At 43.5% G+C, this 25,782-nt stretch carries 11 protein-coding genes; 4 read left to right on the top strand and 7 right to left on the bottom strand.

Translation table 11 applies throughout. From position 1 onward, the window contains the following. Window positions 1-63 precede the first annotated feature (63 nt). Window positions 64-4,104, top strand: coding sequence for a two-component regulator propeller domain-containing protein (locus tag DWW90_RS06310; RefSeq protein WP_122344400.1), 4,041 nt, complete (start codon window positions 64-66; stop codon window positions 4,102-4,104). Here DWW90_RS06310 and DWW90_RS06305 read toward each other — a convergent pair. The 5 genes from DWW90_RS06305 to DWW90_RS06285 form a co-directional block, all read right to left on the bottom strand. After that, window positions 4,097-4,996, bottom strand: coding sequence for an alkaline phosphatase (locus tag DWW90_RS06305; protein ID WP_122344378.1), 900 nt, complete (start codon window positions 4,994-4,996; stop codon window positions 4,097-4,099). The two genes, DWW90_RS06310 and DWW90_RS06305, sit on opposite strands and share 8 nt — an antisense overlap. Window positions 4,997-5,055: 59 nt before the next feature. Further along, window positions 5,056-6,270, bottom strand: coding sequence for a glycoside hydrolase family 88 protein (locus DWW90_RS06300; RefSeq protein ID WP_199659174.1), 1,215 nt, complete (start codon window positions 6,268-6,270; stop codon window positions 5,056-5,058). A gap of 7 nt (window positions 6,271-6,277) precedes the next feature. Then, window positions 6,278-8,206 carry a heparinase II/III-family protein gene (locus DWW90_RS06295; protein ID WP_122344377.1) on the bottom strand — a complete coding sequence of 643 codons (1,929 nt, stop codon included), beginning with the start codon at window positions 8,204-8,206 and terminating at the stop codon, window positions 6,278-6,280. Between the two features lie 199 nt (window positions 8,207-8,405). After that, window positions 8,406-10,157 carry a RagB/SusD family nutrient uptake outer membrane protein gene (locus DWW90_RS06290; RefSeq protein ID WP_115500947.1) on the bottom strand — a complete coding sequence of 584 codons (1,752 nt, stop codon included), beginning with the start codon at window positions 10,155-10,157 and terminating at the stop codon, window positions 8,406-8,408. Window positions 10,158-10,173: 16 nt separating this feature from the next. Next, a complete protein-coding gene (locus tag DWW90_RS06285) occupies window positions 10,174-13,512 on the bottom strand; it encodes a TonB-dependent receptor (RefSeq protein WP_122344376.1) in 3,339 nt (1,112 codons plus the stop codon). Between the two features lie 818 nt (window positions 13,513-14,330). Here DWW90_RS06285 and DWW90_RS06280 point away from each other — a divergent pair. From DWW90_RS06280 to DWW90_RS06270, 3 genes are all read left to right on the top strand, one after another. Beyond that, window positions 14,331-17,549 carry a TonB-dependent receptor gene (locus DWW90_RS06280; RefSeq protein WP_122344375.1) on the top strand — a complete coding sequence of 1,073 codons (3,219 nt, stop codon included), beginning with the start codon at window positions 14,331-14,333 and terminating at the stop codon, window positions 17,547-17,549. A 13-nt stretch (window positions 17,550-17,562) separates the two neighbouring features. Continuing rightward, a complete protein-coding gene (locus tag DWW90_RS06275) occupies window positions 17,563-19,275 on the top strand; it encodes a RagB/SusD family nutrient uptake outer membrane protein (protein WP_122344374.1) in 1,713 nt (570 codons plus the stop codon). A gap of 121 nt (window positions 19,276-19,396) precedes the next feature. Beyond that, window positions 19,397-20,941, top strand: a complete 1,545-nt coding sequence (locus DWW90_RS06270; protein ID WP_122344399.1) for a sulfatase — start codon at window positions 19,397-19,399, stop codon at window positions 20,939-20,941. A 54-nt stretch (window positions 20,942-20,995) separates the two neighbouring features. Here DWW90_RS06270 and DWW90_RS06265 read toward each other — a convergent pair whose 3' ends face one another. Next, window positions 20,996-23,032: a glycoside hydrolase family 2 TIM barrel-domain containing protein gene (locus DWW90_RS06265; RefSeq protein WP_122344373.1), complete on the bottom strand. Its 2,037-nt coding sequence runs from the start codon at window positions 23,030-23,032 to the stop codon at window positions 20,996-20,998. 166 nt (window positions 23,033-23,198) lie between these two features. Then, a complete protein-coding gene (locus DWW90_RS06260) occupies window positions 23,199-25,763 on the bottom strand; it encodes an outer membrane beta-barrel family protein (RefSeq protein ID WP_122344372.1) in 2,565 nt (854 codons plus the stop codon). Between the last annotated feature and the right edge of the window lie 19 nt (window positions 25,764-25,782).

Raw genomic sequence — 25,782 nt, 5'->3', positions numbered from 1 at the left:
TAACGATTAGAAAAATATATTTACCTTAGCACCTTGAATACAATGCTGCTAATGTTATATACTATGAGAAGAATCATCATATCACTCATCATGCTCCTGGGATTCTGTTCCGGCATATACCCGATTTATTTCAAACACATAGGTATGCAGGAAGGTCTGTCACAACTATCCGTAATGGCGATCTACCAAGACCAGTTAGGCAGGATGTGGTTTGGAACCGAAGAAGGCATCAGCATATACAACGGAGTCCAAACAATTGTATATAAGCCATCCGAATACTACCGCGAGAATACGAACCCGATCGGAAACCAGACCCATTTCATTGCCGGAGACAAAGACGGGAATGTCTTTTTCGATTCCGATAATGCTTTAATCCGCTATGACATCCGGACACAAAAATTCTCCTGCCTGCAAGAATCAAACGTAAACTGTATAACTTCTATCCAAGGTGTCATCTGGGTTGGCGTTTCAGATTCAATTTTCACCTGGAATCCGGAAACGGAAAAACTGGATTTCGCCATGAAACTGGAATTCAGCAGCCAACATCTAACCTGTATGAAAAAAGATTCCAACGGCCAGTACTGGATAGGGACGACAAGCGGGCTGTATGTTAAGAAGGGAGACGAGCCCCTTGACAGCGTGATACCGGGAGAAGACATTTATTGCCTGTATGAAGACTCCCGCTACAACCTCTGGATTTCCATCCGCATGAACGGGATGTATAAAAAAGACGTGTATGGAAATTTCACCCGTTACCGTTATGATCCGTCGAATCCTAACAATATATCAAGCAACCAAGTACGGGATTTTACCGAAGACAATTTCGGTAATATCTGGATCGGGACATTCACAGGACTCAACAAATACAACCCGATCAGTGGCAAGTTCGAAGTTTACGCCCGTAATCCCCTACCCGGCAGCATGACACATTCATCGGTATTCCCTATCTATAAAGACAGACAAGGGACGATCTGGCTGGGTACATATTATGGCGGAGTCAATTATTTCAATCCGGAAACCGACCTCTTTACGGTCTATACAGCCAATAATGCCAGAAACGATTGTTTGAACTATCCTTTTGTAGGTAAAATGGTAGAAGATAAAGACGATAATGTCTGGATATGCACCGAAGGCGGCGGCCTGCACTTTTTCGACCGGAAAACAAAGACATTTACCTACTTCATGGCCGACGAAAACCGCAACTCCATTGCCCATAACAATCTGAAAGCAATCGCCTACAGTCCGGAACGCAATAAACTGTATATCGGGACCCACACCGGAGGGCTTTCTATTTATGATATCAAGAATAAGAAATTCAAAAATCCCTATTTCGAAAATCCTTCCTATGCCGTAATTGCCGGCGACCGTATCAACAATATGTGTATCTACAACGATGAACTGATATGCACAGGGCCGAAAGGTATTTTTAAAATGAACCTGGACACAGAAAAGGTTTCACCTCTGTTCGATAGTGGCAAATATTACGGAAACACCTGCTTTTGGGTCGATTCCAAAGGCTATTTATGGTTGGCATACGGCAAAGGCGTCTGGAAAATCAACCTGAAAGACGAAACGGATCAGATTCAATTCCGTTCAGGAGAAAACGGATTGGGGGCATTTCCCATTTCACAAATAATCGAAGACAAGCAAGGGAGAATCTTCCTCGGAACACGTGGGTCCGGACTGTTCTATTATGACGAGAATAAGAACCAATTCATCGGATATACGACAGAAAACAGCTTTATCGCCAGCAACTATTGTTATGAGCTTGCCTTGTCAACGATAGACCAACTGGTGATAACCGGAGACAAAGGAATAACATTCTTCGATCCGGACCAGAACCTGTTTAAGGTTGTCGAGCTGGGAACAGCTCTGCCTCTGTCCGGGATAAATACCGGTTGTGGTATCCTGGTTTGTAGAAACGGAGAAATATTCGTCGGCAGCAGTAACGGCATGGCAACATTCTTTGAACAGCAGCTATTCAATTCGACCAAAGATTACCAACTGTTCTTTTCAGATCTGTATATCAACAACGAACCGGTTATTGCAAACGACCACAATAAAGTATTGAACACGGCTCTGCCTTATACCCGGGAAATAGAATTGGCACATAACCAGAATAACCTGATCCTTACGTTTACATCCAACAACTACGTAAACACATTAAAAAAGGCCGCTTACGAATATATGCTGGAGGGGTTCGACAAAAAATGGGTTCCGAGCAAGGACAACAATATTTCCTATACGAACTTAAATCCGGGAAAATACACATTGATCGTCCGGGAAATACAGTACGATCCCAACCAGGAACATCCCCGCACTATCAAAATGGATATCCATATCCATTCCCCCTGGTATGCTTCCAAACTTGCCTATTTCCTCTATTTAGTTTTGATAGCAAGCATATTGTATAGTTTCTACCGCTTCAAAAAATCACAGTTCATGCTGCAAACATCCCTGGAAATGGAACGGAAAGAAAAAGAGGCGATCGAAGAGCTGAATCAAGCGAAATTGCAGTTCTTCTCCAACATCTCGCATGAATTCCGGACACCGTTGACACTGATCATCTCGCAGATAGAACTGTTGCTGCAAAGCAGCTCTTTATCTCCTTCCGTGTACAACAAACTGCTGAAAGTATATCGCAACACCTATCATATGCGGAATCTGATCAGCGAACTACTGGATTTCCGCAAACTGGAGCAAGGACACATGAAGCTGAAAGTTTACGAACAGAACATCGTACCTTTCCTGAAAGAAATCTATCTCTCCTTTTATGAATATGCATCCAGCCGTTCCATCACCTATAAGTTTACAGCTCCGGAAGACGACATACCCTGTTGGTTCGATCCGAAGCAGATGCAGAAAGTTTTCTATAACCTGCTATCCAACGCATTCAAATACACAAAACCGAATGCAACCATCGAAATGATCCTGGAAAGCAAAGAAAAAGAAGTCATCATCAAAGTTATCGACAACGGCGTCGGCATCAACAAAGAGGATATCGACAAAATATTCGACCGTTTCTACCAGGCGGAAAACGGCATATCGAATATTACCAAAACGCCCAGTACGGGCATCGGGCTTGCCTTGACCAAAAATATTATCGAACTGCATCACGGGACGATACAAGTCGAAAGTACTCCCGGCTACGGCAGTATTTTCATTGTCCGCCTGTTAAAAGGTTCCGCTCAGTTCACCGACACGGAGCGGACACAGGAAAAACTGGAAGACCAGCAAGACAGCCTCGTTCCCGATACGGTCGCGTTCACAGACCATATGGAAGAGTTCACCGATACCGATCAGAAAGATATGCTGATAATAGAAGGAGACGACTCGCCCCGCAGCATTCTGTTGGTGGAAGACAACGAGGAATTACTTCAAATCCTCAATTCCCTGTTCTCGCCAACCTATCGTGTCATATTGGCCCGCAACGGGAAAGAAGGACTGGAAAAGGCGCGTGAAGAAAGACCGGATATCATTGTCAGTGATGTCATGATGCCGGAGATGTCGGGTACGGAAATGTGCATGAAGATAAAAAACGATTTCGACGTATGCCACATTCCGGTTGTCCTGCTCACAGCCCTCACCTCGGCCGAGCAAAGCATAGAAGGCCTGCAACGGGGTGCCGACGACTATATCAACAAACCGTTCAATGCAAAAGTCCTGCAAGCACGCTGTAACAACCTGGTGCGCAACCGCATCATCTTGCAAAAGAAATTCAGCCAGCAGAAAGACTTCGATGCACAATCGTTAGCAAGCAACCCGATAGACCAGAAGTTCCTGGATACAGTCAATTCGATTATTGAAAAGAATCTGGATAATATCGACTTCGACATGAATATGATGGCACGTGAATTAGGACTCAGCCGAAGCTCCTTGTATGCCAAGTTCAAAGCGTTGACAGGAATGACCCCTAACGATTTTGTCCTCAACTGCAAACTAAAACGGGCTGCCACCATGTTGGTCAACAGCCCGGATTTACAAATTGCTGATATTTCCGATCAATTGGGCTTCGGTTCTCCGCGCTATTTTACGCGCTGTTTCAAAGCCCAGTTCGAGATAACCCCGGCAGAATACCGGAAGAAGACAGAATCTCCTACTTGAACACCTGAATCATCGGACGGCCGATCCAAACCTGCGGTTGCTTCAGGCCGAAGATATAGGCGATAGTGGACGCACAGTCGAACTGCATCATGCTTTCCTGGAATTCATAGCCTTTCTTAATTCCCTTACCGGAAATAATAAAGGCTGTTTCCATTTCTTCCATCGTCTTGCCACCATGTCCTTTTTTGATACCGCCATGATCGGCTGTAACGATAAAGATGGTTTCATCCAGCATGCCTGCTTCTTTGACAGCTTCGACGATCTGTCCGATATAGCCGTCCAATTCCTTCAGTTTCGCATAGTATTCCGGCGTGTCGTGTCCGGCAGAATGTCCGGTATGATCCGGCTCGTCAAACACGATATTCACCAGGTTCGGACGAGATTGCTTAATATATTCGACTGCATATTTTGTAGTAGCCGGACTTTGCGGTTTCTCCGTGACGTGCTTGTCATAGTTCAGCGCCAGCGTATCGCACACATAGCGGATTCCAGCCCATTCACAGATACAACCGATTTCAGCTTTCGGATCTGACCGGCGAAGCAAGCCGAACACAGTCGGGAAGATACCGTCTTCGTCCAGAACACGGGAAGGCAATTCCGGAGTCTGCGACCCCCATTCCGTATAACCGTGCAGTTCAGGCCCTGCGCCCATATACATGGAAGCCCAGTTTACCGCACTGGAAGACGGCAATACAGAACGTTTTTTCAATGTATAAGACCCGTCGGCCATCAGTTTTTTCACATTCGGCATATCAGCCTTATTCACACTATAAGCGCCCCAGCCATCCAGACCGATCAGCACTACATGTTTGGCTTTCCACTTTGCAGCCATCGAAGCATCGGCAAACAACATAAGAAATGCCAATGCAAAAATCAATTTTCCTATTTTCATACTATTTCTATTAAGTAATATCCCGTAAATCCAAGTATAGGCAAAGTTACGGATATTATTTATAAATTACCCTTTTCAATGTCCCGTTTTCGTTTCAAGGCTTCCAGGTAATAGTAATCGGCATAGTTCAGCGGAACGTCGATTTCAGAATTGTGAGGGATGCTACCTACAGAATGCATCAGCAGAAAGTTTCCGTTTGTTCCTAAGGCAGCCCGGTAAGCAGGAGAAGAAAGAGAGGCCATAAGCTTGTCGGCATACGCTTTATAGCCGGCAGCATCGGGCACATCCATCGTACTGATTTCATAAAGGGCGGAAGCGATACAAGAAGCAGTCGAAGCATCGCGGGGTTCGTTCGGAATGTTCGGAGCATCCATATCCCAATAAGGAATCAGGTCTTCCGGCAAGTTTTTCAGATTCTTCATCATATTGAATGTCTTCAAAGCCTGATCCAGATATTTGCGGTCTTTGGTTTCACGATAGCATACCGTATAACCATAAATCGCCCAAGCCTGTCCGCGGCTCCAGATAGATTCGTCGGCGTATCCCTGTGCCGTCTGGCGATGGCGCACCGCTCCATCCTTAATGCTATAATCGATTACATGGTAGCAACTGCCGTCCGGACGGAAATGTTCCTGCAAGGTACGGTCGGCATGAGACACAGCGATTTTGTAGAAAGAAGAGTCGCCGGAAAGACGGGTTGCCTCGAACATTAATTCCAGGTTCATCATATTATCGATGATAACCGGACATTCCCAACCGCGCTCGGACTGCCATCCGCGTACCACGTCCCAAGACTGGATAATTCCGGCAGCCGGACGAAAACGGGTAGACAAAGATTTCGCTGCCTGTACCATCACATCCTTATAAGCAGGAGTTCCCGCCAGACGCAGACCGTTTCCGAAACTGCAATTTATAATAAACCCGATATCATGATGCCAAGTCAGATTCTTCGCTTCCTCGATCGCATCCGTATATTTGGCAGCCAAAGGCAGCAGGCTGTCATCACCGGTCAATTCATACAAATACCAGACTGATCCGGGAAAGAAACCACTCCGCCAATCGGCATACCCGCAATAATAAACGGAACTGTCCGACTTCAGAGTCACAGGATTCAAACATTTCCCACTCGCCTCGATCACGTCTATCTCCTTGCCTATTTGAGCACGGGCAAAATCGATATTCTCGTCGATAAAGCTCTTTTCTTCTGTTTTAGGGGCACCGCCGCAAGATAGCAGGAATGCCGAAAAAGCAAATGCAATCAAATTTTTCATCATGATTCTATTATTTTATTGTTGTTATCGTATAAGTATAAGAACCGGAAAGCGGCTGCTTTTTAGCATTCAACGACACCCGGTAGATTTCTTCACCCCAGACATTCGACAGACGGGGATCTACCAATTTTATCGTTTCAATAGCCGGCTCAAATGTATTCTTGTCATATGCCAGACGTACCTTTTCATTATTCACTTCGATCGTCACGGCTCCCGGAACAGAGATATCCACTTTCCCCCAAGTCAGGAAATTAACCTGATTGGGCTTTTCCGCCTTCTTCAACGTAAACGAATCTCCGATCTTCAAGGCATTCTGGTCGAGCTTATAAGAACGCACCCATTTCGAGACATGGGCGTCTTCCGGATAAGCAGCCGCAAGATCAGCAGAGAATGACATCCGTTTCGGATCGAAACGGACGTCTTCTGCTTTATATTGAGAACCAAACTGTTGGGGAACTCCATTGATCATCGGCAGATTATGATAATTACTCTGCATCGTCCAAATCGTATAACGTTCGGGACTGAATGTCTGGCGCGTATATGTTCCCACACCGGCGTCTATGATAATTGGCGTAGTATTCAAGTAAAGGGAGAAGGTTCCTGCATCATTATGGTTATGGCTTTCGTTATTATATCCGCCTTTCGTTGCCACGAAAAAGCCTTTTTTGTTTGTCATATAGCAAAACTCGGTCTCCGGATACCAAGAGTAGACCGGAACTTTATAACCGCCATCCACCCCATCCATCTCTTTACGATACAACAGGGTCTGAAAAAGCCGGAAAGGGTCTCCACCCGGAACAGCCTTTTTAGCGGACAAACTCTTGAGATAAGCGGCATAACTCATCATAACCGAACTTCCGGTCGCTTTCCCATAACGGAAAATAAGATCGGCATCACCGCCACCTTTAGCCGAAGCATCCGCAAAATTCACAACCCAACCGTTGCCGACATAGGAACGGGCTATATATTCACCCATATTCTTTACAATAGGCTGATCGAATACAGATATTTTACCACCGGTCCCATCATAAAGCATCTGCAGGTAATCATACATTTTTCCGGCAGCATGCCCCCAATAGGACGGTCCTTCTTCACAAGCACCGTCTTGATGCGTATAGTTGATAAAATGGTCTACGGATGTCATTGTCCGGTAAACAGCCTTGGCCAGTTTGTCCCGGTCATTTTCAAGCAGGAAAAAACATTGCAGCACATTGAAGTTGCACCAGGGATTCCAATTGTTCACCAAGCCACCCGGTTTCAAGTGGAAAGCCATCCACCAAAAATGATCTTCATTCATATACGTATCCAATATACGGACCTGCAATTCATGCCGCAGTCTATCCGAAATCAGAGGATTCACCTTATCAAAGGATGGTTTGAGGAAATAATAGATCCATGACAATTGGGAAGCTAAGTTTCCTGAACCAAGGTCTATTACATGTTCTTTATAGTTAGGAAAACAACCGCCGATCTCCTGCAAACCCAAATGAGCGGACAATGCCCACGTAGTCATTTCGCAAGAAGCAAAAACGCCGTTGATAATCTGATCGATAAAACGTCCTTTTCCTTCTGCCATCTCCGCCATAAACAATGCACCAATCGCCGAATTATTCTTATTGAACGGATTCTGCATAATGTCACGGTCGCCGCTTCGTCCGAATTCCAGATAATCGGTCGCTTTCACCACCTTCCATTCATAATTCAGAAAAGCTTCTCCTTTCCTTATATAATCATCTTTATATTCGCCTAAAAACTGATCCCAACCGGCCCGGTCGGAATAATCAGGATAGGAAACCCATTTCTGATCCATCACCAAAGCAGACTTCACCTTTTCAAGGTCTGCCTCCTTCTGTAATAAATTGCGTTCTTCGTAAGCATAAAGATGTGTGGTTGCCCAAAGCAACAGGCACATAAGCATAAATAATCGTTGTGTTCTCATAGGTATTATTTTTCAATATCACAAAATTATGTGTACCAGTAATGAGAGACGAACACATTCATCCATTTCATGTGCACAAATTGTCCAAATACAGAAATTTAAGGAGTTCCCTCAATAAGAAAAAAGGCTTTGGTTCCGGTCTCACGACTTCAACCAAAGCCTTACAAATACATATGTTGAAATTCTAATACCTATCCGGTTAATCTATCCAACCATCATTTTGTTTCAGATTTTCATTCATCTGAATTTCAGATTTAGGAATAGCCCATTTATACAAGTTATCGCCTCCCCAAGTATAAGTGTACTGGATTGTACCCCAGATTTGCTTCAGACCTGCACCGCTGAAGTATTTGCTTTCGTGCAATGTTTTCCAGCGCATTTCGTCGAAGAAGTTCACACCTTCGCCGGCAAACTCCCAACGACGCTCGTTGCGGATACGTTCACGCATATTATCCTGGCCTGTAACCTGTGTATAGGTGTTACTATTCAAAAGAGCGGCGCCTGCACGTGCACGTACTTTATTAACCCATTCCACAGCTTCATCCGTTTTTCCCTGTTCGTTCAAACATTCAGCCAAAGAAAGCGCAACATCTGCATAGCGGATAATTGGAATATCGATCGGAGAATAAGTACGGTTAGGAATCTCATTTGCTCCTTCAGCTACAAATTTACGGAACAAATAGTAGAAGCGGTTATTTGTATCAGTCTTCAAGTCAAATGGATCTGCCGTATCATATCCTCTGTACGGCCAACGCAATGTATAAGTGTAGTCTGTTGCTCCGTTAGCACCGAAATATTGAGAATACGGAGTAATAACGGTAGCTGTCAAACGCGGATCACGGCTTGCATAAACACTCAGGATACGGGCTTCATTACCTGTCGGCAAATACTTAGACATATCAGCACCATCATCTGCCATCTTGGCTATTTCATCTTCTGTCAAACCATCACGCAAGAAATAAACAGCACGTTTAGCCGGATCCATTTCATTGTATCCCGGAATGAAATCATTCCAGTTGAAAGGTTTGCCATCCGCACATTCATACGATTCGACAAAATCAGTATTGACAAGATAAGTATTCCAGCAAGAGCCAAACGAACTACGAGTACCATAACGGAAAGAGAAATCATTTCCATAACCGGACTCTCCAACACATTGCATAGAGAAAATCATCTCGTCGCTTTGCTCATTCGCTTCTTTGAACATTTGCTTGTAATCGCCCTGGAACAGACCATAACCCAATTCTCCGACTTTACGGAAATCAGCTTCGGCCTTTGCCCATTCATTCATCCACATATAAGCTTTCCCGCGCAATGCATAAGCAGCGCCTTTAGTGGCACGACCATATGAAGCATCTCCTTTAGCATATTTATCAGGCAGTTCACTTGTGTTGATCGCATCGGTCAAGTCAGTAATAACCTGGTTCCATACAGCTTCTTCCGTATCACGGCCTTTTACCAGTTCATCCAGTTCAGCCGGCTCCAGATATAAAGGAACACCTTTAAACATTGAATTCAATCTATAATAGAAAAAGCCACGCATAAACTTAGCTTCCGCCATCAGACGAGCCAGTTTTGCTTCGCTCAACGGAGCATTCGGCAAGTTCTTGATCGCGTCGTTTGTACGGCTGACACCTTCATAATTGGTTCTCCAGTATCCAGAGAACTGACCGTCCCCGGTTGTCACCGAACCGATTGTCAGCGCATAATCTCTATCACGGCAATCGGCAGAAACCCCATAACAGTCAAACTTATACAGGTCGGCAGCCACATTGCTGTACTGTAACATGCTATAGATACCGACAACCCCCATATCCGCAAGGTTTTCAGTTGTCCACATATTACCGGAAGCAATAGAATCATAAGGAGATAAATCCATCAAATCTCCACGGCATCCAGTCAGAACCGAAACAGATGCACACAATAACAAAATATTCTTAACTAATTTCATAACTATCTATCCTCCTTTAAAATGAAATATTAGCACCAAATGCAAATTGTCTCAATGAAGTATATGCAGGTGTTGCACCTAATTCCGGATCTTGTCCCGGATATTTTGTAATATTGAATACATTTTCAATAGAGACATATACACGCAGGTTGTCTGTAAAAATCTTCTTGGCAACAGGAGCCGGCAATGTATATCCGAAAGTCAAGTTTTTAAGTTTCAGATAATTTGCATTGAACAAATACAAAGAAGTAGCCTCTGTATTTTGGAAACCGTTTTCTCCGTTTACCAAACGTCCGTATTTCGCATTAATGTTTGTACGCGCATCAGAAGTATTTTCAGGATCAAAGAAATAGTGGTTATTAGCAATATCCGTTCCCAAAGCAACACCGACACGTGTCGTCGGAGAGTTATATCCGGTTGCAGATCCCCAATACAATTTGAAGCCGGCTGCACCTGCCCAGTTCATAGAAAAGTCAAAACCTTTCCACATGGCCGAGAACTGCAAACCGAAGTTGTATCTCGGGTCCTTCGAGAATCCCTGGAATTCTTTATCGTCAGAACCGCCATAAATTCCGTCTCCGTTGGCATCGGCATAAACATAATCACCGTACCAGATTTTATCTTTACCCACAGTTTTATTCGGCATAAATGTATATCCGGCATCGATCATAGATTTCAACCACTCCATATCAGATTCAGTCCGGATCATACCGTCAACAGGACCACCATTCACTCCGTCGGCAGCATATCCCTTACCGGAACCTTTATACGGATTGCGCAGGTAAAATTCTTTTGCACTATAACCCTGTACGATCGGGTCTACAGCCGAAGTACTGGAAGCCACATCACCGATGTTACTTACCCAATTTCCATCTTCGTCATAATAGCTCTTAAATTCCCCTTTATATGCACGGATCTTATTCGGCGTATAAGAGAAGTTACCACTAACCGAATAGCTGAAATCTTCAATCTGGTCTTTCCAGCCCAATGTAAATTCAACACCCTTCGTACGCATTTCTGCAATATTCTTACGAGGTGCCGATTTATCTCCGGCAGTCAGATAGATAGACGGCTTGAACAAAATACCGGTCGTGTTCTTCACAAATGCATCCATCGTGAAAGACAAGCGATTATTCAAAGCGTTCAAGTCGATACCGACGTTGGTCATGGTAGAAGTCTCCCAAGACAGTAATGAGTTGGCAATTGAAGTCGAAGCCAGACCGGAAGTAAGCTTTCCTCCTAACGGATACATGGAACTTCCATAAGTCGACTGATATTCATATTCGCTGATAAGAGTAGCATCGTCTCCACCGTTATTACCTACAGAACCGTAAGAAACACGCAGTTTCAAGTTATCCAACCAGTTTTTGGTATTTTCCATAAACGCTTCTTCCGAAACACGCCAAGCACCTGAGAACGACGGGAAATTACCCCAACGATAATCGGCATGGTAACGGGCGTCTCCGTCATGGCGAATATTAGCCTCAAACAAATACTTAGATTTGTAAGCATAGTTCACACGCGCAAAGAAAGAACGACGGGCACGGTCAAAAGCTCCACCTCCGATGCTAACCATTTCGGTAGCCGACCCGGGTGTATGGATACTTGAATCGATCAATCCTTTTTTCGTTGCACTGCGGGATTCACGTTTATAATAATATTCTTCATAACCGACCAAACCACCTAAATCATGATCTTTGTTGATTGTCGTATTATAACGTATGATATTTTGCAACGTATAACTATAATCCGAACGGTTATAGAAATAAGTAGTCATTTCAGAAGGTTCCGTAGCCGGTGACATAACCTTACCATCGCTAAACCGCACTTTCTCCAAAGGATTTGTCCAAGTTTGGTTATCTTCCCAGTAACGTTTGTAGTTCAAGCTGAAATCCCATGACAAGCCCTTTAACGGAGTGATTGTAGAATACAAAGTCGTATTAAAGTTCGTCTTCTGTTTCTTTCCGTCCTGTCCGTTCAAGAATGCACCGATACTGTTAGCCGTTGCACTTTCTTCAGGAGCTTCCGGATATCCGTATGAACCGTTCCATTCCGGATAAAGTCCCGGTGTCGTCTGGCGCAGATAGTTGTTCGCATTATCAAAGTTTCCCGCGTCTTTATCTTCTTGGGAAGCAAATGTACGGGTTCCGACTTTTAACCATTTCGTAATATCGGCTTCAATATTTGCACGTAAAGAGTATTTTTGAATACCTGTATTTTCAACAAGCCCGGGGTTATCCAGATAACCGGCAGACATCAAAACACGGATTTTATCGGAACCGCCGTTTACGGACACATTATGGTCGTTAATCAAACCATGTCCGAACAAATAGTCCTGCCAGTTCGTATTCGGATAAGCGACATAATTAGGTACGCCATTTTCATTCAAGCCATTCGGATCTTTTGATTTTTCACGCCAAAGATCAATTGTGCTCTGTGAGAAGTGATTCGGCTGACCGATATTCTCGAATGATTCATTAAGCCATGTCATATAATCGGCATAATCCGTAATCTGATCGATCAAATTAGTCGGTTGCGCATAAGAAACACGACCCGTATAAGCCACTGACAACTTTCCGGCTTTTCCCTTTTTTGTTGTAATCAAGATTACACCATTGGCAGCACGGGAACCGTAAATAGAAGATGCGGCAGCATCTTTCAATACAGAGATATTCTCAATATCCTGCGGGTTAACCAAGTCCATCGAACCTTCCACACCGTCGATCAAAACTAAAGGTTCCTGGTTATTCAAAGTTCCGATACCACGAATACGGATTGTAGAACCGTCACTACCCGGCTGACCGGAATTCTGCATAACCTGCACACCGGCACTGATACCGGCCAACGCATTGGATACATTCGTAATAGGACGAGACAAGGCTTGTTCTTCAAAGTCAACAGAAGAGACAGAACCGGTCAGGTTTACTTTCTTCTGCGTTCCATAACCGACAACCACAACCTCTTCCAATGCCTGAGAATCCTCTTTCAAGCTGATCTTAAAATCTTTCTTTCCATTAACCGGCACCTCTTGATTTTGATATCCGATATAGGAAACAACTAAAATAGCATTAGAAGCAACTTCTAACGTAAAATTACCATCCATATCGGTAATCGTACCATTAGTAGTTCCCTTTTCTACAACATTGGCACCAGCGATAGGGCCAAGTGCATCTTCAACCACACCCTTAATAGTGTATTTAGCCTGTTGTGGCGAAGCTACAACAGGTGCAGGTTCTACAGAACCTAATGCATCGACTGACGGATTAGCAGATGCCATTCCAATAGAAGCCAAGAACATGGATGCTCCTAAAAACATCGCTCTCGATACATAAAAGCGTTTAAAATCTTTTGTCATAATAACACCAGATTGATTTAATAAATTAATAATTCACTTTCACTATTTATCACTTTGCGTTTTTCATTAAAAGTGTTTTTCACAAAAGTGCATTCCGAATCAGAGTCCTTCAGGAACTACGGCTATTCAGAAAAAATCATCAGCTCCCAAAAAGGACTAATAGATAGTTTTTATAGTCTACCTGCTAACTATCAAAATGAGACTACTATTGCCGATAATCCATATTAGTACCGCAGAAAAGATCATTACTTACGCGAGTTGTATTTTTTACCTATCATTTTGAGTGTCGTACCACGAATATAATAGCGATTTGTCAATTCATAGAAAGTTTCTACGGAGTCAGTCTACCATTTGAAATATATATAGATCGAATGAATGCGCATCAATTAAAAAATATAAATCCTCTTTTATAAAAAAGAGAATAAGAGAAAGTTTATTTTACTTAGAAAGATTTAGAAAAGTAAATCATAATTCTTCAACTGTCTCTCCAAGCTTTTTTTGTTTGAAATCTAAACGAAGCTTTTTTATTTTAAACGCCATAGTATGTTGTATAAAATAATATACACATAAAGTAATGTAATACAACTGTTTATATTTATGCTAAAAACTCAATACTGGATAATAAGTGCATATCAAATGGATAAATTTATACATTCCTGCACATTATTAACATCTACATTTGCAGTGTTCTGATCGTAGTTCCTGAAGGACTATGAACAAAAAACACTTTTGTGAAAGACACAATTTATGAAAAACACAAAGTGCCAATTCAGAGAAACGTGAATTATTATCAATTTATTAATCAATCTGGTGTTATTATGACAAAAGATTTTAAACGCTTTTATGTATCGAGAGCGATGTTCTTAGGAGCTTCAATGTTTCTGGCATCTATCGGGATGGCATCTGCAAATCCATCTATCGGTACATTAGGTTCTGTAGAACCTACTCCGATCGTTGCTTCTCCGCAACAAGCAAAACACAGTATTAAGGGTGTAATTGAAGATGCACTGGGTCCCATCGCCGGTGCCAATGTAGTAGAAAAAGGGACAACTAATGGTACGATTACCGATATGGACGGTAATTTCACATTGGAAGTATCTTCCAATTCGATTCTTGTTGTTTCTTATATTGGTTACAAGGATCAGGAAATCCCCGTAAACAATCAGTCCTCATTCAACATTAAGCTGGTCGAAGACTCACAGGCTTTGGAAGAAGTGGTAGTTGTAGGTTATGGTACGCAGAAAAAGGTGAACCTTTCCGGATCTGTATCATCTATTAATGTCAGTGAATTAGCAGAAAGCCGCCCTATCACCAACGTATCTCATGCTTTAGCAGGTTTGGCTGCCGGCGTACAAGTTGCTTCCTCTAGTAACCAGCCGGGTAATGATAATGCTTCAATCAAAGTTCGTGGTCAAGGTACTTTAAATGACTCTTCTCCTTTAATAATCATTGATGGAGTTGAAGCAGGTATTAACACTGTCAATCCTCAGGATATTGAATCTATGTCTGTATTGAAAGATGCGGCATCTGCTTCTATTTACGGTTCTCGTGCCGCCAACGGTGTTATCTTAATTACGACAAAGCAAGGTAAAGCAGGCTCTATAAAGCTCGAATATAACGGATATGTATCTTTCGAATCAATCCGTAACACAGTAACTCCTGTCTCTAATTATGCTGATTACATGGAGTTGGTAAATGAAGGTTATCTGAATGCAAATCAGAAAGCTCCCTTCAGTCAACCAGTCATTGACGAATGGCGTAACGGTAACGATCCGCTAAAATACCCGAATACCAACTGGATCGAAGAAACGTTCCGCCCAGCCACTGCCACAAATCATGTCATATCCATGAGTGGAGGTAGTGAAAAAATCCGATTCTATTCTTCATTTGGCTACTCAAATAATCCGGGTGTTATGGAAAATACCGGTTTTGAGAAATACAACGGACGCGTAAATGTTTCGGCAGACATCAGACCCTGGTTAAATTTGGGAGCACAAGTCAGTGGATATGTTTCAAATATGGATCCAGCTGCCAAATATACGGCAAATGATAAAAAAGATACCGCTGTTGACGATGTATTCACCTTCGCCTCTGCAACGACTCCCGGTATGGTATTCCGGGCACCAGACGGGCGATATGGAGCAATGAATAATGGAGAAGACGATTCACAAGCCGCAAACAATAACCCGTTGGCACGTCTGAATCGTGTAGCCGGTAATATCCGTAAAACCAATATGCGCTCACGCTTTGTCGGAACAATCAAGCCTTTTGAAGGTTTCTCCGCAACAGCTTCTTACTCCTATGAATTTGTTGATGAACAGCGCGAAAAAAAACCAATATTTATTGATCAATGGAATTTCCGTGATGAAACGATTGGCTGGACAAACCGGGGTAAAACGAATATCATGAATTACGACGGTAAAGTTGAACGTTTCTTCGGTGACGTTGTTTTGCGCTATGAAAAACGCTTATTGAATGATCGGCTGGGCTTAAATGCAATGGTCGGTGGTAGCCAAGAAATGTATCGTAGCCGCAATTTCTCTGCTACAAAATATGATATGATCGACTTGAGCCTAAATGTTATCAACGCTGCCATTGGCGATGCAACGGCCAGCGGTTCCAGTACGGAATGGGCTATGCGTTCTTTCTTCGGCCGTGTGAATTTAGATTGGGACAACAAGTATTTACTTGAATTAAATCTGCGTGCAGATGCCTCTTCCCGTTTCTTATCAAACAATCGCTGGGGTTATTTCCCATCTTTCTCTGCCGCTTGGCGTATGGATCAGGAAGCATTCATGGAAGATTGGGTAAGCAAAGGTTTAAGCAATTTTAAGGTTCGCGCATCTTACGGTTCATTAGGGAATAATGCAGTAGGTAACTATGATGCGATTGCTACTTATGCCAACAAGAATGATGACGGTGCATTCAACTATGTATTAAATAATGCTCTGGTTTTGGGTCTGGCACAAGCGGCCATAGCCAACCCGAATTTAACTTGGGAATCCACCCATATGGCAAACATCGGCCTTGACTTCGGCGTCATGAACAACCGACTGACCGGTACATTAGATTATTTCAACAAACGGACAACAGATATTTTGATCAATCTGCCTTCACCCGATGTTCATGGAACGGCAAGCATTCCTAAACAAAATAGCGCAACAGTTACAAATCAAGGTTTTGAAATGACTTTGGGCTGGCAGGATAAAGTAGGAGATTTCTCTTATGGTGTTAACGGCAACTTCACTTATGTCAAAAACAAAGTCAACAAATTCAAGGGATCCAAGCCAGGTGACTGGACTTTGGACGGTGCCAATTTAATTTGGGAAGGACATTCGATCAATTCACAATATTTATTGTGTGTAGACCGTATCCTTCAGACAGATGAAGACATGAAAATTGTTCAGGACATGATAGATAATGCTCCTGTCGTAGATGGTAAAAAAGTGAATCCATTCGCAGCATTCGGAACACCGCAAAAAGGTGATTTACTCTACAAAGACCTTGACGGTAACGGTATCATCGATAATGAAGATAAAAAAATTGTCAGCGACGGACCTAACCCTAAATTCCAGTTCGGCTTGAATCTGACTGCCGAATACAAAGGCATCGACTTATCGGTATTATTTCAAGGTGTCGCCGGTGTAAAAGAATACTGGATGGGGGATAACTACAATGCTCCTATCGTACGCTACGGTTACCAGATCAATAAGGAAGTTGCAGATGGAAGATGGTACGAAGGTCGTACGGATGCTACTTATCCACGTTTGTTATTCAATCAATCGGCAACAGTCAATACACAGAAGAGTGATTTCTATTTGGAAAACAAAGCCTATTTGAAAATCCGGAACATACAATTGGGATATTCATTACCTAAAGCATGGATGAGTAAAATCCAGATTGAACGTATTCGTATCTATGGTAGTTTGGAGAACTTCTTCACCTTCACTAATTACAGAGGTTTTGACCCTGAAATCAGTGGTATGAAATATCCGTCAATGAAAGAAGCGGTATTAGGTATTAATGTGACCTTTTAAATGAACAAGAATTATGAACAAGTATAAATTATTTTTATCATGTGCAGCATCACTCTTACTGCTGAGTGGATGCTATGATCTGGATCGGTACCCGACAGACCAATTAAGTTCTGGCACATTCTTTAAGACACAAGATCACGCAGACCAGGCAATGATGGCTGTCTATAATGTCATGCAGAGAGAGAATGTCTTCGGTATCCAATTTGGTTTCGATTGCTTAGGCTCTGTCGGTATGGGATACGACAATCCTTCATTTCCACAAATTGCACGTGGGACTTATGCCACAGACAACGGACAAGTGACCAATAAATGGAAACACACCTATGAAGGTATCAGCCGTGCCAATATCATTTTGCAAAATATAGGAAATTGTGAGATCAGCGAAGAACTGAAAACGCAATATGCAGGTGAAGCCCGTTTTATGCGCGCATTATTCTATTTCAGCCTACTTGACATCTACGGTGGAGTGCCTTTGTACGACGAAACAACAATTGTCGCAGAAGACTTCTCAAATATGATGAAGCCAAGAAGTTCTGCTGAAGACACTCGTGAATTCATTCTAAAAGATCTGGATACAGCGATCTCTTCTTTACCTGCTAATTGGGATGCATCTTATAAAGGACGCGCCACATCCGGTGCAGCAATGGCATTAAAAGGTAAAGTCCTTTTATATGCAAAAAAATATACAGAAGCTGCAACATGCTTCGAAAATGTAATCGGCAGTGGCCAATACGCGCTGTATTCAAGCTACGAGAACCTTTTCAAACCCGGAGGAGACGAAAGCTCTGAAATGATTTTTGCAATCCAAAACATGGGAGGTGTCGGAACCGATTATGGTATGCCTATGACATTCTATATGGGCAGCCGCTCTTCTTACGGAAGTTGCTGGAATAACGTCATGGCATCTACAGACTTTGTTGATTCTTACGAATGGGCTGACGGGCGTCCTTTTGACTGGGAAGAAGTAATCCCTGGCTTCACTACTGACGACAAAATCAAAGATGCTACATTCCGGACAACACTTTCCGATGACAAAACAAAAGTTATTGCTTACCCGAAAGACAGAGAAAAAGTAATGGAGATGTATGGAAAACGTGACCCACGTATGGAAGTTACAATCATTCTTCCGTTCTCTGAATATAAAGGCTGGTATTCAAACAAGAAAAAAGATAGTGAGTATGTAATTGCTAACGCAGGTATGGCACAGGAAGCAAATGGATTTATTCGTGCAAACGGTAACTATGAATGTTACTTGTGGAGAAAATTTGTAGCCGAATATGATATGGATGGTGCTATTAACAATAGAGCAGATACTCCTATCAATTTCCCGCTTATCCGTTATGCAGATGTATTATTGATGTTAGCAGAATGCTACAATGAGATGGATAACCAGCCTAAGGCTGTCGAACTGATTAATCAGATTCGTGCTCGTGTCGGAATGCCGGGCATTAATAGTGGTCCATCTTATCTGCAAGCAAATTCAAAAGACGAAGTATTCAAGCGTATCAAGCACGAACGTGAAGTCGAGTTAGCAGCAGAAGGACATAGTTTCAGCGACCTGCGCCGTTGGGGATTATTGGAAACAGTTGCAGGCCCCGTAAAAGGCTGCACTGGTAAAAAATACTACGACCGGGTTATTAGAGAACGTGATTATTTATGGCCGATTCCTTATTCCGAAACAAGTAAGAATGACGCTTTAAAAACGAATCAAAATCCAGGTTGGTAAAAAACCATATTTTATAAAAGGACGGACAAAACATGTCCGTCCTTTTTTATTTCATATCTTCCCGGCAAATTATCCAAACAAATCATCATTAGCGCTTATGAATATCTTCTTTGATAAACACATGAAAACAAATATCTATTCCTGCTACCTACTGGGACTATTTCTTACAGGATGCAACTCTCCAGCATCAACAGGAGTATCAACAGCTCCCAACGTCATCTACATCTTCCCCGACCAGATGCGTAACCATGCGATGGGGTTCTGGCGGGAGACGGGATTCAGGGAAGCGGTGAATTTTGAGGGAGACCCGGTGCACACGCCCAACCTGAACAGGTTTGCCAGAGAAGCGGTCGTGCTCACTTCGGCAATGAGTAATTGCCCGCTTAGCAGCCCTCACCGGGGAATCTTGTTGACGGGTATGTACCCGGAGCATAGCGGTGTGCCGTTAAACTGCAATTCCAACCGGCCGATCAGTTCCTTGCGCGAAGATGCAACCTGCATCGGCGATGTGTTTAGACAAGCGGGGTATAGTTGCGCCTATATCGGTAAACTGCATGTTGACTGTCCGACACCTAATGACCCGGAACGTCCCGGAAAATTTGTAGAAGACCGCGTCCCGGCATGGGATGCTTATACACCGGCAGAACGGCGACACGGCTTCGACTATTGGTATTCGTACGGGACATACGATGTACATAAACACCCGCACTATTGGGATACCGAGGGCGTAAAGCATGAGATCAACGAATGGTCGCCCCAGCACGAGGCGGACAAAGCGATCGCATACCTCCGGAATGAAGGAAATGTCAGGGACCCTAAAAAGCCGTTCTTTATGATGGTCAGCTTCAATCCTCCCCATAGTCCGTATGCGTCATTGGAAGATTGCATGGAAGAAGACTATAACTTGTATAAAGACCAGCCTTTAGACAGTCTGCTGATCCGGCCGAACGCCAACCGGGAAATGAAAAAAGCACCCTCCGTCCGTTATTATTTCGCTTCGGTTACAGGTGTGGACCGTGCTTTCGGACGCATATTGGAAGAACTCAAAAAGCAGGGATTAGATGAAAATACGATTGTCATCTTCTCTTCCGATCACGGAGAAACGATGTGCAGCCAGAATACGGACGATCCGAAAAATTCTCCTTATGCAGAAAGCATGAATGTTCCGTTCATGGTTCGTTTTCAGGGGAAAGTTACGCCTCGGATCGAAAGCGAACTCCTGCTGTCCTCTCCCGATATTATGCCGACTATCCTCGGGCTTTGCGGCCTGGCAAAACAAATTCCGGCAGAGGTGGAAGGGCGGAACTACGCAGGACGTTTTACAGGGGAGGACCTGTCCGTTCCATTGCGAGAAGGTGCCTTGTATATTAAAAATGTAGATGGAGATAAAGATGCTGACGGAAAAGTCATTTCTTACTTCCCGGTTGCCAGAGGGATCAAGACACACCGGTACACGATGTCTCTCACGATTGACCGTCAAACAAAAGAGCTAAAAGAAGTCCAGTTGTTTGATGACGAAAAAGATCCGTATCAGATGCACAACCTTCCCTGGCAGGAAAATAAAGAAACCGTAGCAGAATTAAGCCGGCTGATAGTTCCCCTTTTGAAAGAAGCGGACGATCCATGGTATAGAGAAAAGATACTGAATGACCTGATTCCTTATTAGGAGGACAAAAAAAGAGGATGCCAAAAGCATCCTCTTCCCAAATTCTAACTATTATTATTTTACGGTCCAGGTTACTTGATCGCTTACGCTGTTCTTCTTTTGTGTTGAACGCGCTTCTATGATGTTGACGCCTTCCTGCAGGTTGACGCCTTTCCATTCGAATGTTGCATAATCATCCGGTTTTTGTTTGCCAATACTTTTTCCGTTTACAAACAACTCGACTTCCGGCTGATTGGAGAAAATCATAATATCCGTTACAGCCAGAGAGCGGTCGCGATGGCGGCGGTTGGTAATATAGACAAACGCGTCCTCCTTATTCCAGTTCGCTTTATAGAAATAGAAAGCATCCTTTTTCACTTTACGGTCGAAAGTGACTAATCCCTTATCATTGATTCCGGGACGATCGCCTTCCGTACGATGGGCCGCACCAAAATCAAACAGGTTCCAGATGAAAGATCCCCAGACAAACGGACGTTCGGCCAAAGCCTTCCAGTTTCCGATATGATAATAAGTCTGGTAGTTTTCCGGATGCCACCAACCGGCTGCAATGCCCCTCTTTACAGAGTCCTGCTGGTGATAGATGCTTGCACCCGCACCATATTCACTGATCGCTATTTTATATTCCGGATGGGCCTTATGGTTGGCATCCAACCATTTTCCCATGTCGGACGGTGAACCGCCATACCAGCCGAAATACTGGTTCCAGGCAATCACGTCGGTCACTTTACTGATCGCATCATCATAAGAAAGGAAGCTGGCCGATGTAGTCAGGCGGGTCGGATCTTCCTTATGTGCCAGCTCATTCAGTTCTTCGATATATTCAGTCGGGTTATCGCCGATTGTTTTCAGTTCATTGAACAATCCCCAGAAACAGATAGACGGATGGTTATAATGCTGCCGGATCAATTCCTTCAGCTGCTCCTTGCCGTTTTCGCGGAAAGAAGGTTGGTTGATATAGCCCTGGTCCTGGTATCCGCCCGGTCCGATCTGCGGTATCTCCGCCCAGGTCACGATACCGTATTTATCCATCAAATCATAAAAATAAGTAGCTTGCGGATAGTGAGCCAGACGGACGGCATTCGTTCCCATCTCAGCCATGATAGCTGCGTCTTCATCGTGATGCATCTTATAAAGAGCATTTCCTCTTTCCGCGCGATCCTGATGGCGGCATACGCCCTTCAGTTTCAGATGTTCGCCATTCAGGAAGAAACCTTTTTCCGCATCCACGTGATAGAAACGCAAACCCAATGGCTGGACAATCCGGTCGATTACCTTTCCGCCGGACAAGAGAGAAATTTCAGCTTTATAGATAAACGGATCCTGACGGCCATTCCACAAACGAGGATTCCGGATGGTCAGATCCATACCCGTCGTTGTCCAGTCGTTGGCATCCACAGTCACCTTTATATCCTGCTGCTGAACCATTTTATCGCCTTCCCAGATTTTCACATCGACCTGCACAGGCTGAGCTGTCGCGCTACCGTTGGACACGAGCACTTTGGCCCGAACATCGGCCTGTTCCTTTGTCACTTTATTCTGGATCAGATAGACACCGGGAGAAGCATAGTCTGTCAATGAGATATTAACCGGATCGGTAATAATCAGATTTACATCCCGGTAGATACCCCCATAAAAGTTAAAGTCGCCGACCAGCGGCATAATATCCTGCTGCAACGCGTTATTCACTTTTACAAGAATCCGGTTGTCGGCATCATATTTTACCTTATCCGTGATTTCAAAGACAAATGCGCCATATCCGCCACGATGTTCACCGATATGGACATCATTAATAAAGACGTTGGCAACCGTATTGACCCCTTCGAAACGCAGGAAAAGACGTTTGCCTTTCCATTCCGGTTTTACAAAAAGCGTTTTCGTATAGTTACCCATCCCGCGATAGTAATCCTGTTTTCCGGAAAGGGCATCCCCGCTGTTCCAGGTATGCGGCAAGTTTACCCGTTCTTCGCTTTTAAACTGTACCTGATGGGAAAACCGGAACATCCAGTTCTCATTCAGCAGGATTTCCTTACGAGCTGCAAATACAGAAGTACTGATAAAAAGAAGTATCAGACTAAAGATCGTGTGTTTCATGTCAATAAAATTCTTGATTTATGGCTCAAAAGTAAATGTTTACGTGTATTGATACCGGCACTATTTGTCTAATTAGATGGGTATATTTGTCCGAAACCGCAATTTTAAATAAAAAAACCAGCGAGGACACCCCGCTGGTTCTTTGATACAGATAATGTTTTAAAAATTACATCGCTTGTTCTCCACCACCTGAATTGCCTTCACCGCTCTTCGTATCGTCATTACTGATACCGCGACGAACTTTCTTAATCTGGCCTTTCATCGTACCGAAACGGTAAGAAACGCTCAAACGGAACTCACGGGCGTGACGCCAAGTTGTGGAAACATCGTGGAAACCTTCACCCTTCGTCGTTGATTCCATCTTCATGGTTTTCCAGAACGGGTTTTGTGCGCCAAGTGAAACAGAAAGCTTTTTCTTCAAGAAATCTTTACTGACATTCAAGCCGGCAAAATAGAAAGGAGACTGTTTACTCTGCAACTGAATCCACGGGCTAAAATAACCACCATTCAAATTAATGCGGAAATCTTTTGGCAAATTAAACTGTGTTCCGGCAAAGATTCGTCCGGCTACACCTTCCTTTGTCAATCCTAAAGCCTTCTTACTGTCGATATTCGTATAGTCGAATCCGCCATTCATATAGATTCGGAACAAGGGTACAGGATTCCAGCTTCCATATAAAAATAATCCTACTTGCTGGCGTTTACCCATATTCCCATAGGTGCTATAAGAAGCTCCGTTATATTGGGAAAGCGGATTTGATTCCGGGAAGTTAGCGATTATCGTATATCTTTCAATCGCATTATTGACGAATGTATAGCTTATACTTGCATTAATGCTGAATTTCTGTGCGAACTTGCTGAAGTTCAAGTTTACATTATTACTCTTTTCCGATTCCAGATTCGGATTACCCTGAGAAATACGCTGCGGGTCTATATTATTCAAATACGGATTCAGATACCAGATTCCCGGACGCTGGATACGCATATTATACCCTAAACGCAGCTGGGAAGACATATCCAACTGATAGGTCAATGTGGCATTCGGTACGACATCAAAATAGTTTGTACTGAAATTTTCATCCGGAACCTTCTTGAACTTCGCACTCAGGCTTGTGCCTTCACCACGTACTCCTGCTTTGAATCCAAACTTATTCAACTTAATCAGATAACCTAAGTAAGCAGAGTAAATATGCTGGGTATGCTGGAAGTCGCTATTATTTTGCGAAATGTCGACCCACTCGTTATTCCGTAAAACCTCTTCGACCGTATTACTCTTACTCTGCCGGTTGATATATTTCACACCGGCTTCAAAAGTCTGGTCTTTAAACAAAGGAGTCGTATAGTCGACTTGCCCGGTATGTTCGGTTGTCGAAGCATCATTCGTATTTCTATTCGGATAACGGTAAGCCACCTCATAGTCGCCAACTAAATTCTCCAACCGGGAATTTCCCTCACTGTCGTTGGGCGACTGGCTGAAGCGGTACGACAAAGTCAGCAATTCGTCTTTCTTACTGGTTGAATGCTGATAATCCACATTAACGTCCGTCGAACCGAACGTACCCTCCGAATCTGAATAACGTTTATAGGAATACATCTGCGAAGGCGTTCCATCGGGCATCAAATCCGTCCGGTTTATCTTGTCTGCTTCCAGCTCGGAAAGATTATTGGAATTTCCACGAAAGAGATTGATCCCAACACTCAACAAGTTCAATGTATCGATCTCGTAACTGCCTTCCAGATAACCGTACTGGAACGGCCCTTTGTTTTTGCTCCGTCCATGTTCATTTAACAAGGAAGACGGCCGGGTAAAGGTCTGTTCACCTTGCTGATATTGCATTTCTTGTTCGTCCCGTACCGAATAAGTATCATTCCAAGGAGAATTACGATGATTATAACCATAATTAGCAGTAACACCAAATTTTCCGGCTTTCATCGAGATGTATGCGCCACCACCGAAGCTGCCCATCGTACTGGCATTGGCACGAACCGTACCCGTATATCCTTGCAAAGCATTCTTTGTCGTAATGATATTAATGATACCGCCGACACCTTCCGCATCATATTTAGATCCGGGGTCAGTAATTACCTCGATGTTCTTGATCGAACTTGCCGGCATACTCTTCAATACGTCGGATGCGTTTTCTCCACTCAACAGGTTTGAAGGTTTGCCATTCATATAGATTTTATAATTGGAAGAACCTTTCAGCTGGATTTTATCTTCACCGTCGACCGTAACCATCGGGACCTTACGGAACATTTCCAGCGCATTGCTGGTCTTTGCCTCCGGGTCGTCTTCCAGGCTATAAGTCAGTTTGTCTACTTCGACCTTGACCAACGGCTTTTGGGCTGTTACGGTAACCTCGTTCAGTTGCTGCGTGTTGTCATGCATGAACAGTTTCCCAAAATCAAGGACTTTCTTATTTTCCGACAATGTAAACGCTTTTTGGGCAGGGAGTTTGCCTAACGACTCCATCGTCATAATATACTTACCCGGTTTGTTCATCGTTGCATTGAACTTACCATCATCATCACAAGCCAACAATTTTACAGGATTTTGCGGAGCGGAAGCTAACGCAATCCTCAATGTGGCATAAGGAACGGACTCGTTTGATAAAGAGTCGACTACTTGCCCTTTTATCGTAAAAGAGGCGGTTGATCCACTATTGTTTTGCGCAAACACAGATGTAGACACAAATAGTATCAACACAAAGTAGAGTAGTTTTTCTTTCATTAAACTTGAGAATTTAGAT

It is taken from the genome of Parabacteroides sp. AF17-28 (assembly GCF_003479205.1).
In the GTDB taxonomy this organism is placed as follows: Bacteria; Bacteroidota; Bacteroidia; order Bacteroidales; family Tannerellaceae; genus Parabacteroides; species Parabacteroides acidifaciens.
The sequence above is the reverse complement of the archived record's forward strand: the minus strand, read 5'-3'. Positions and strand labels throughout refer to the sequence as shown.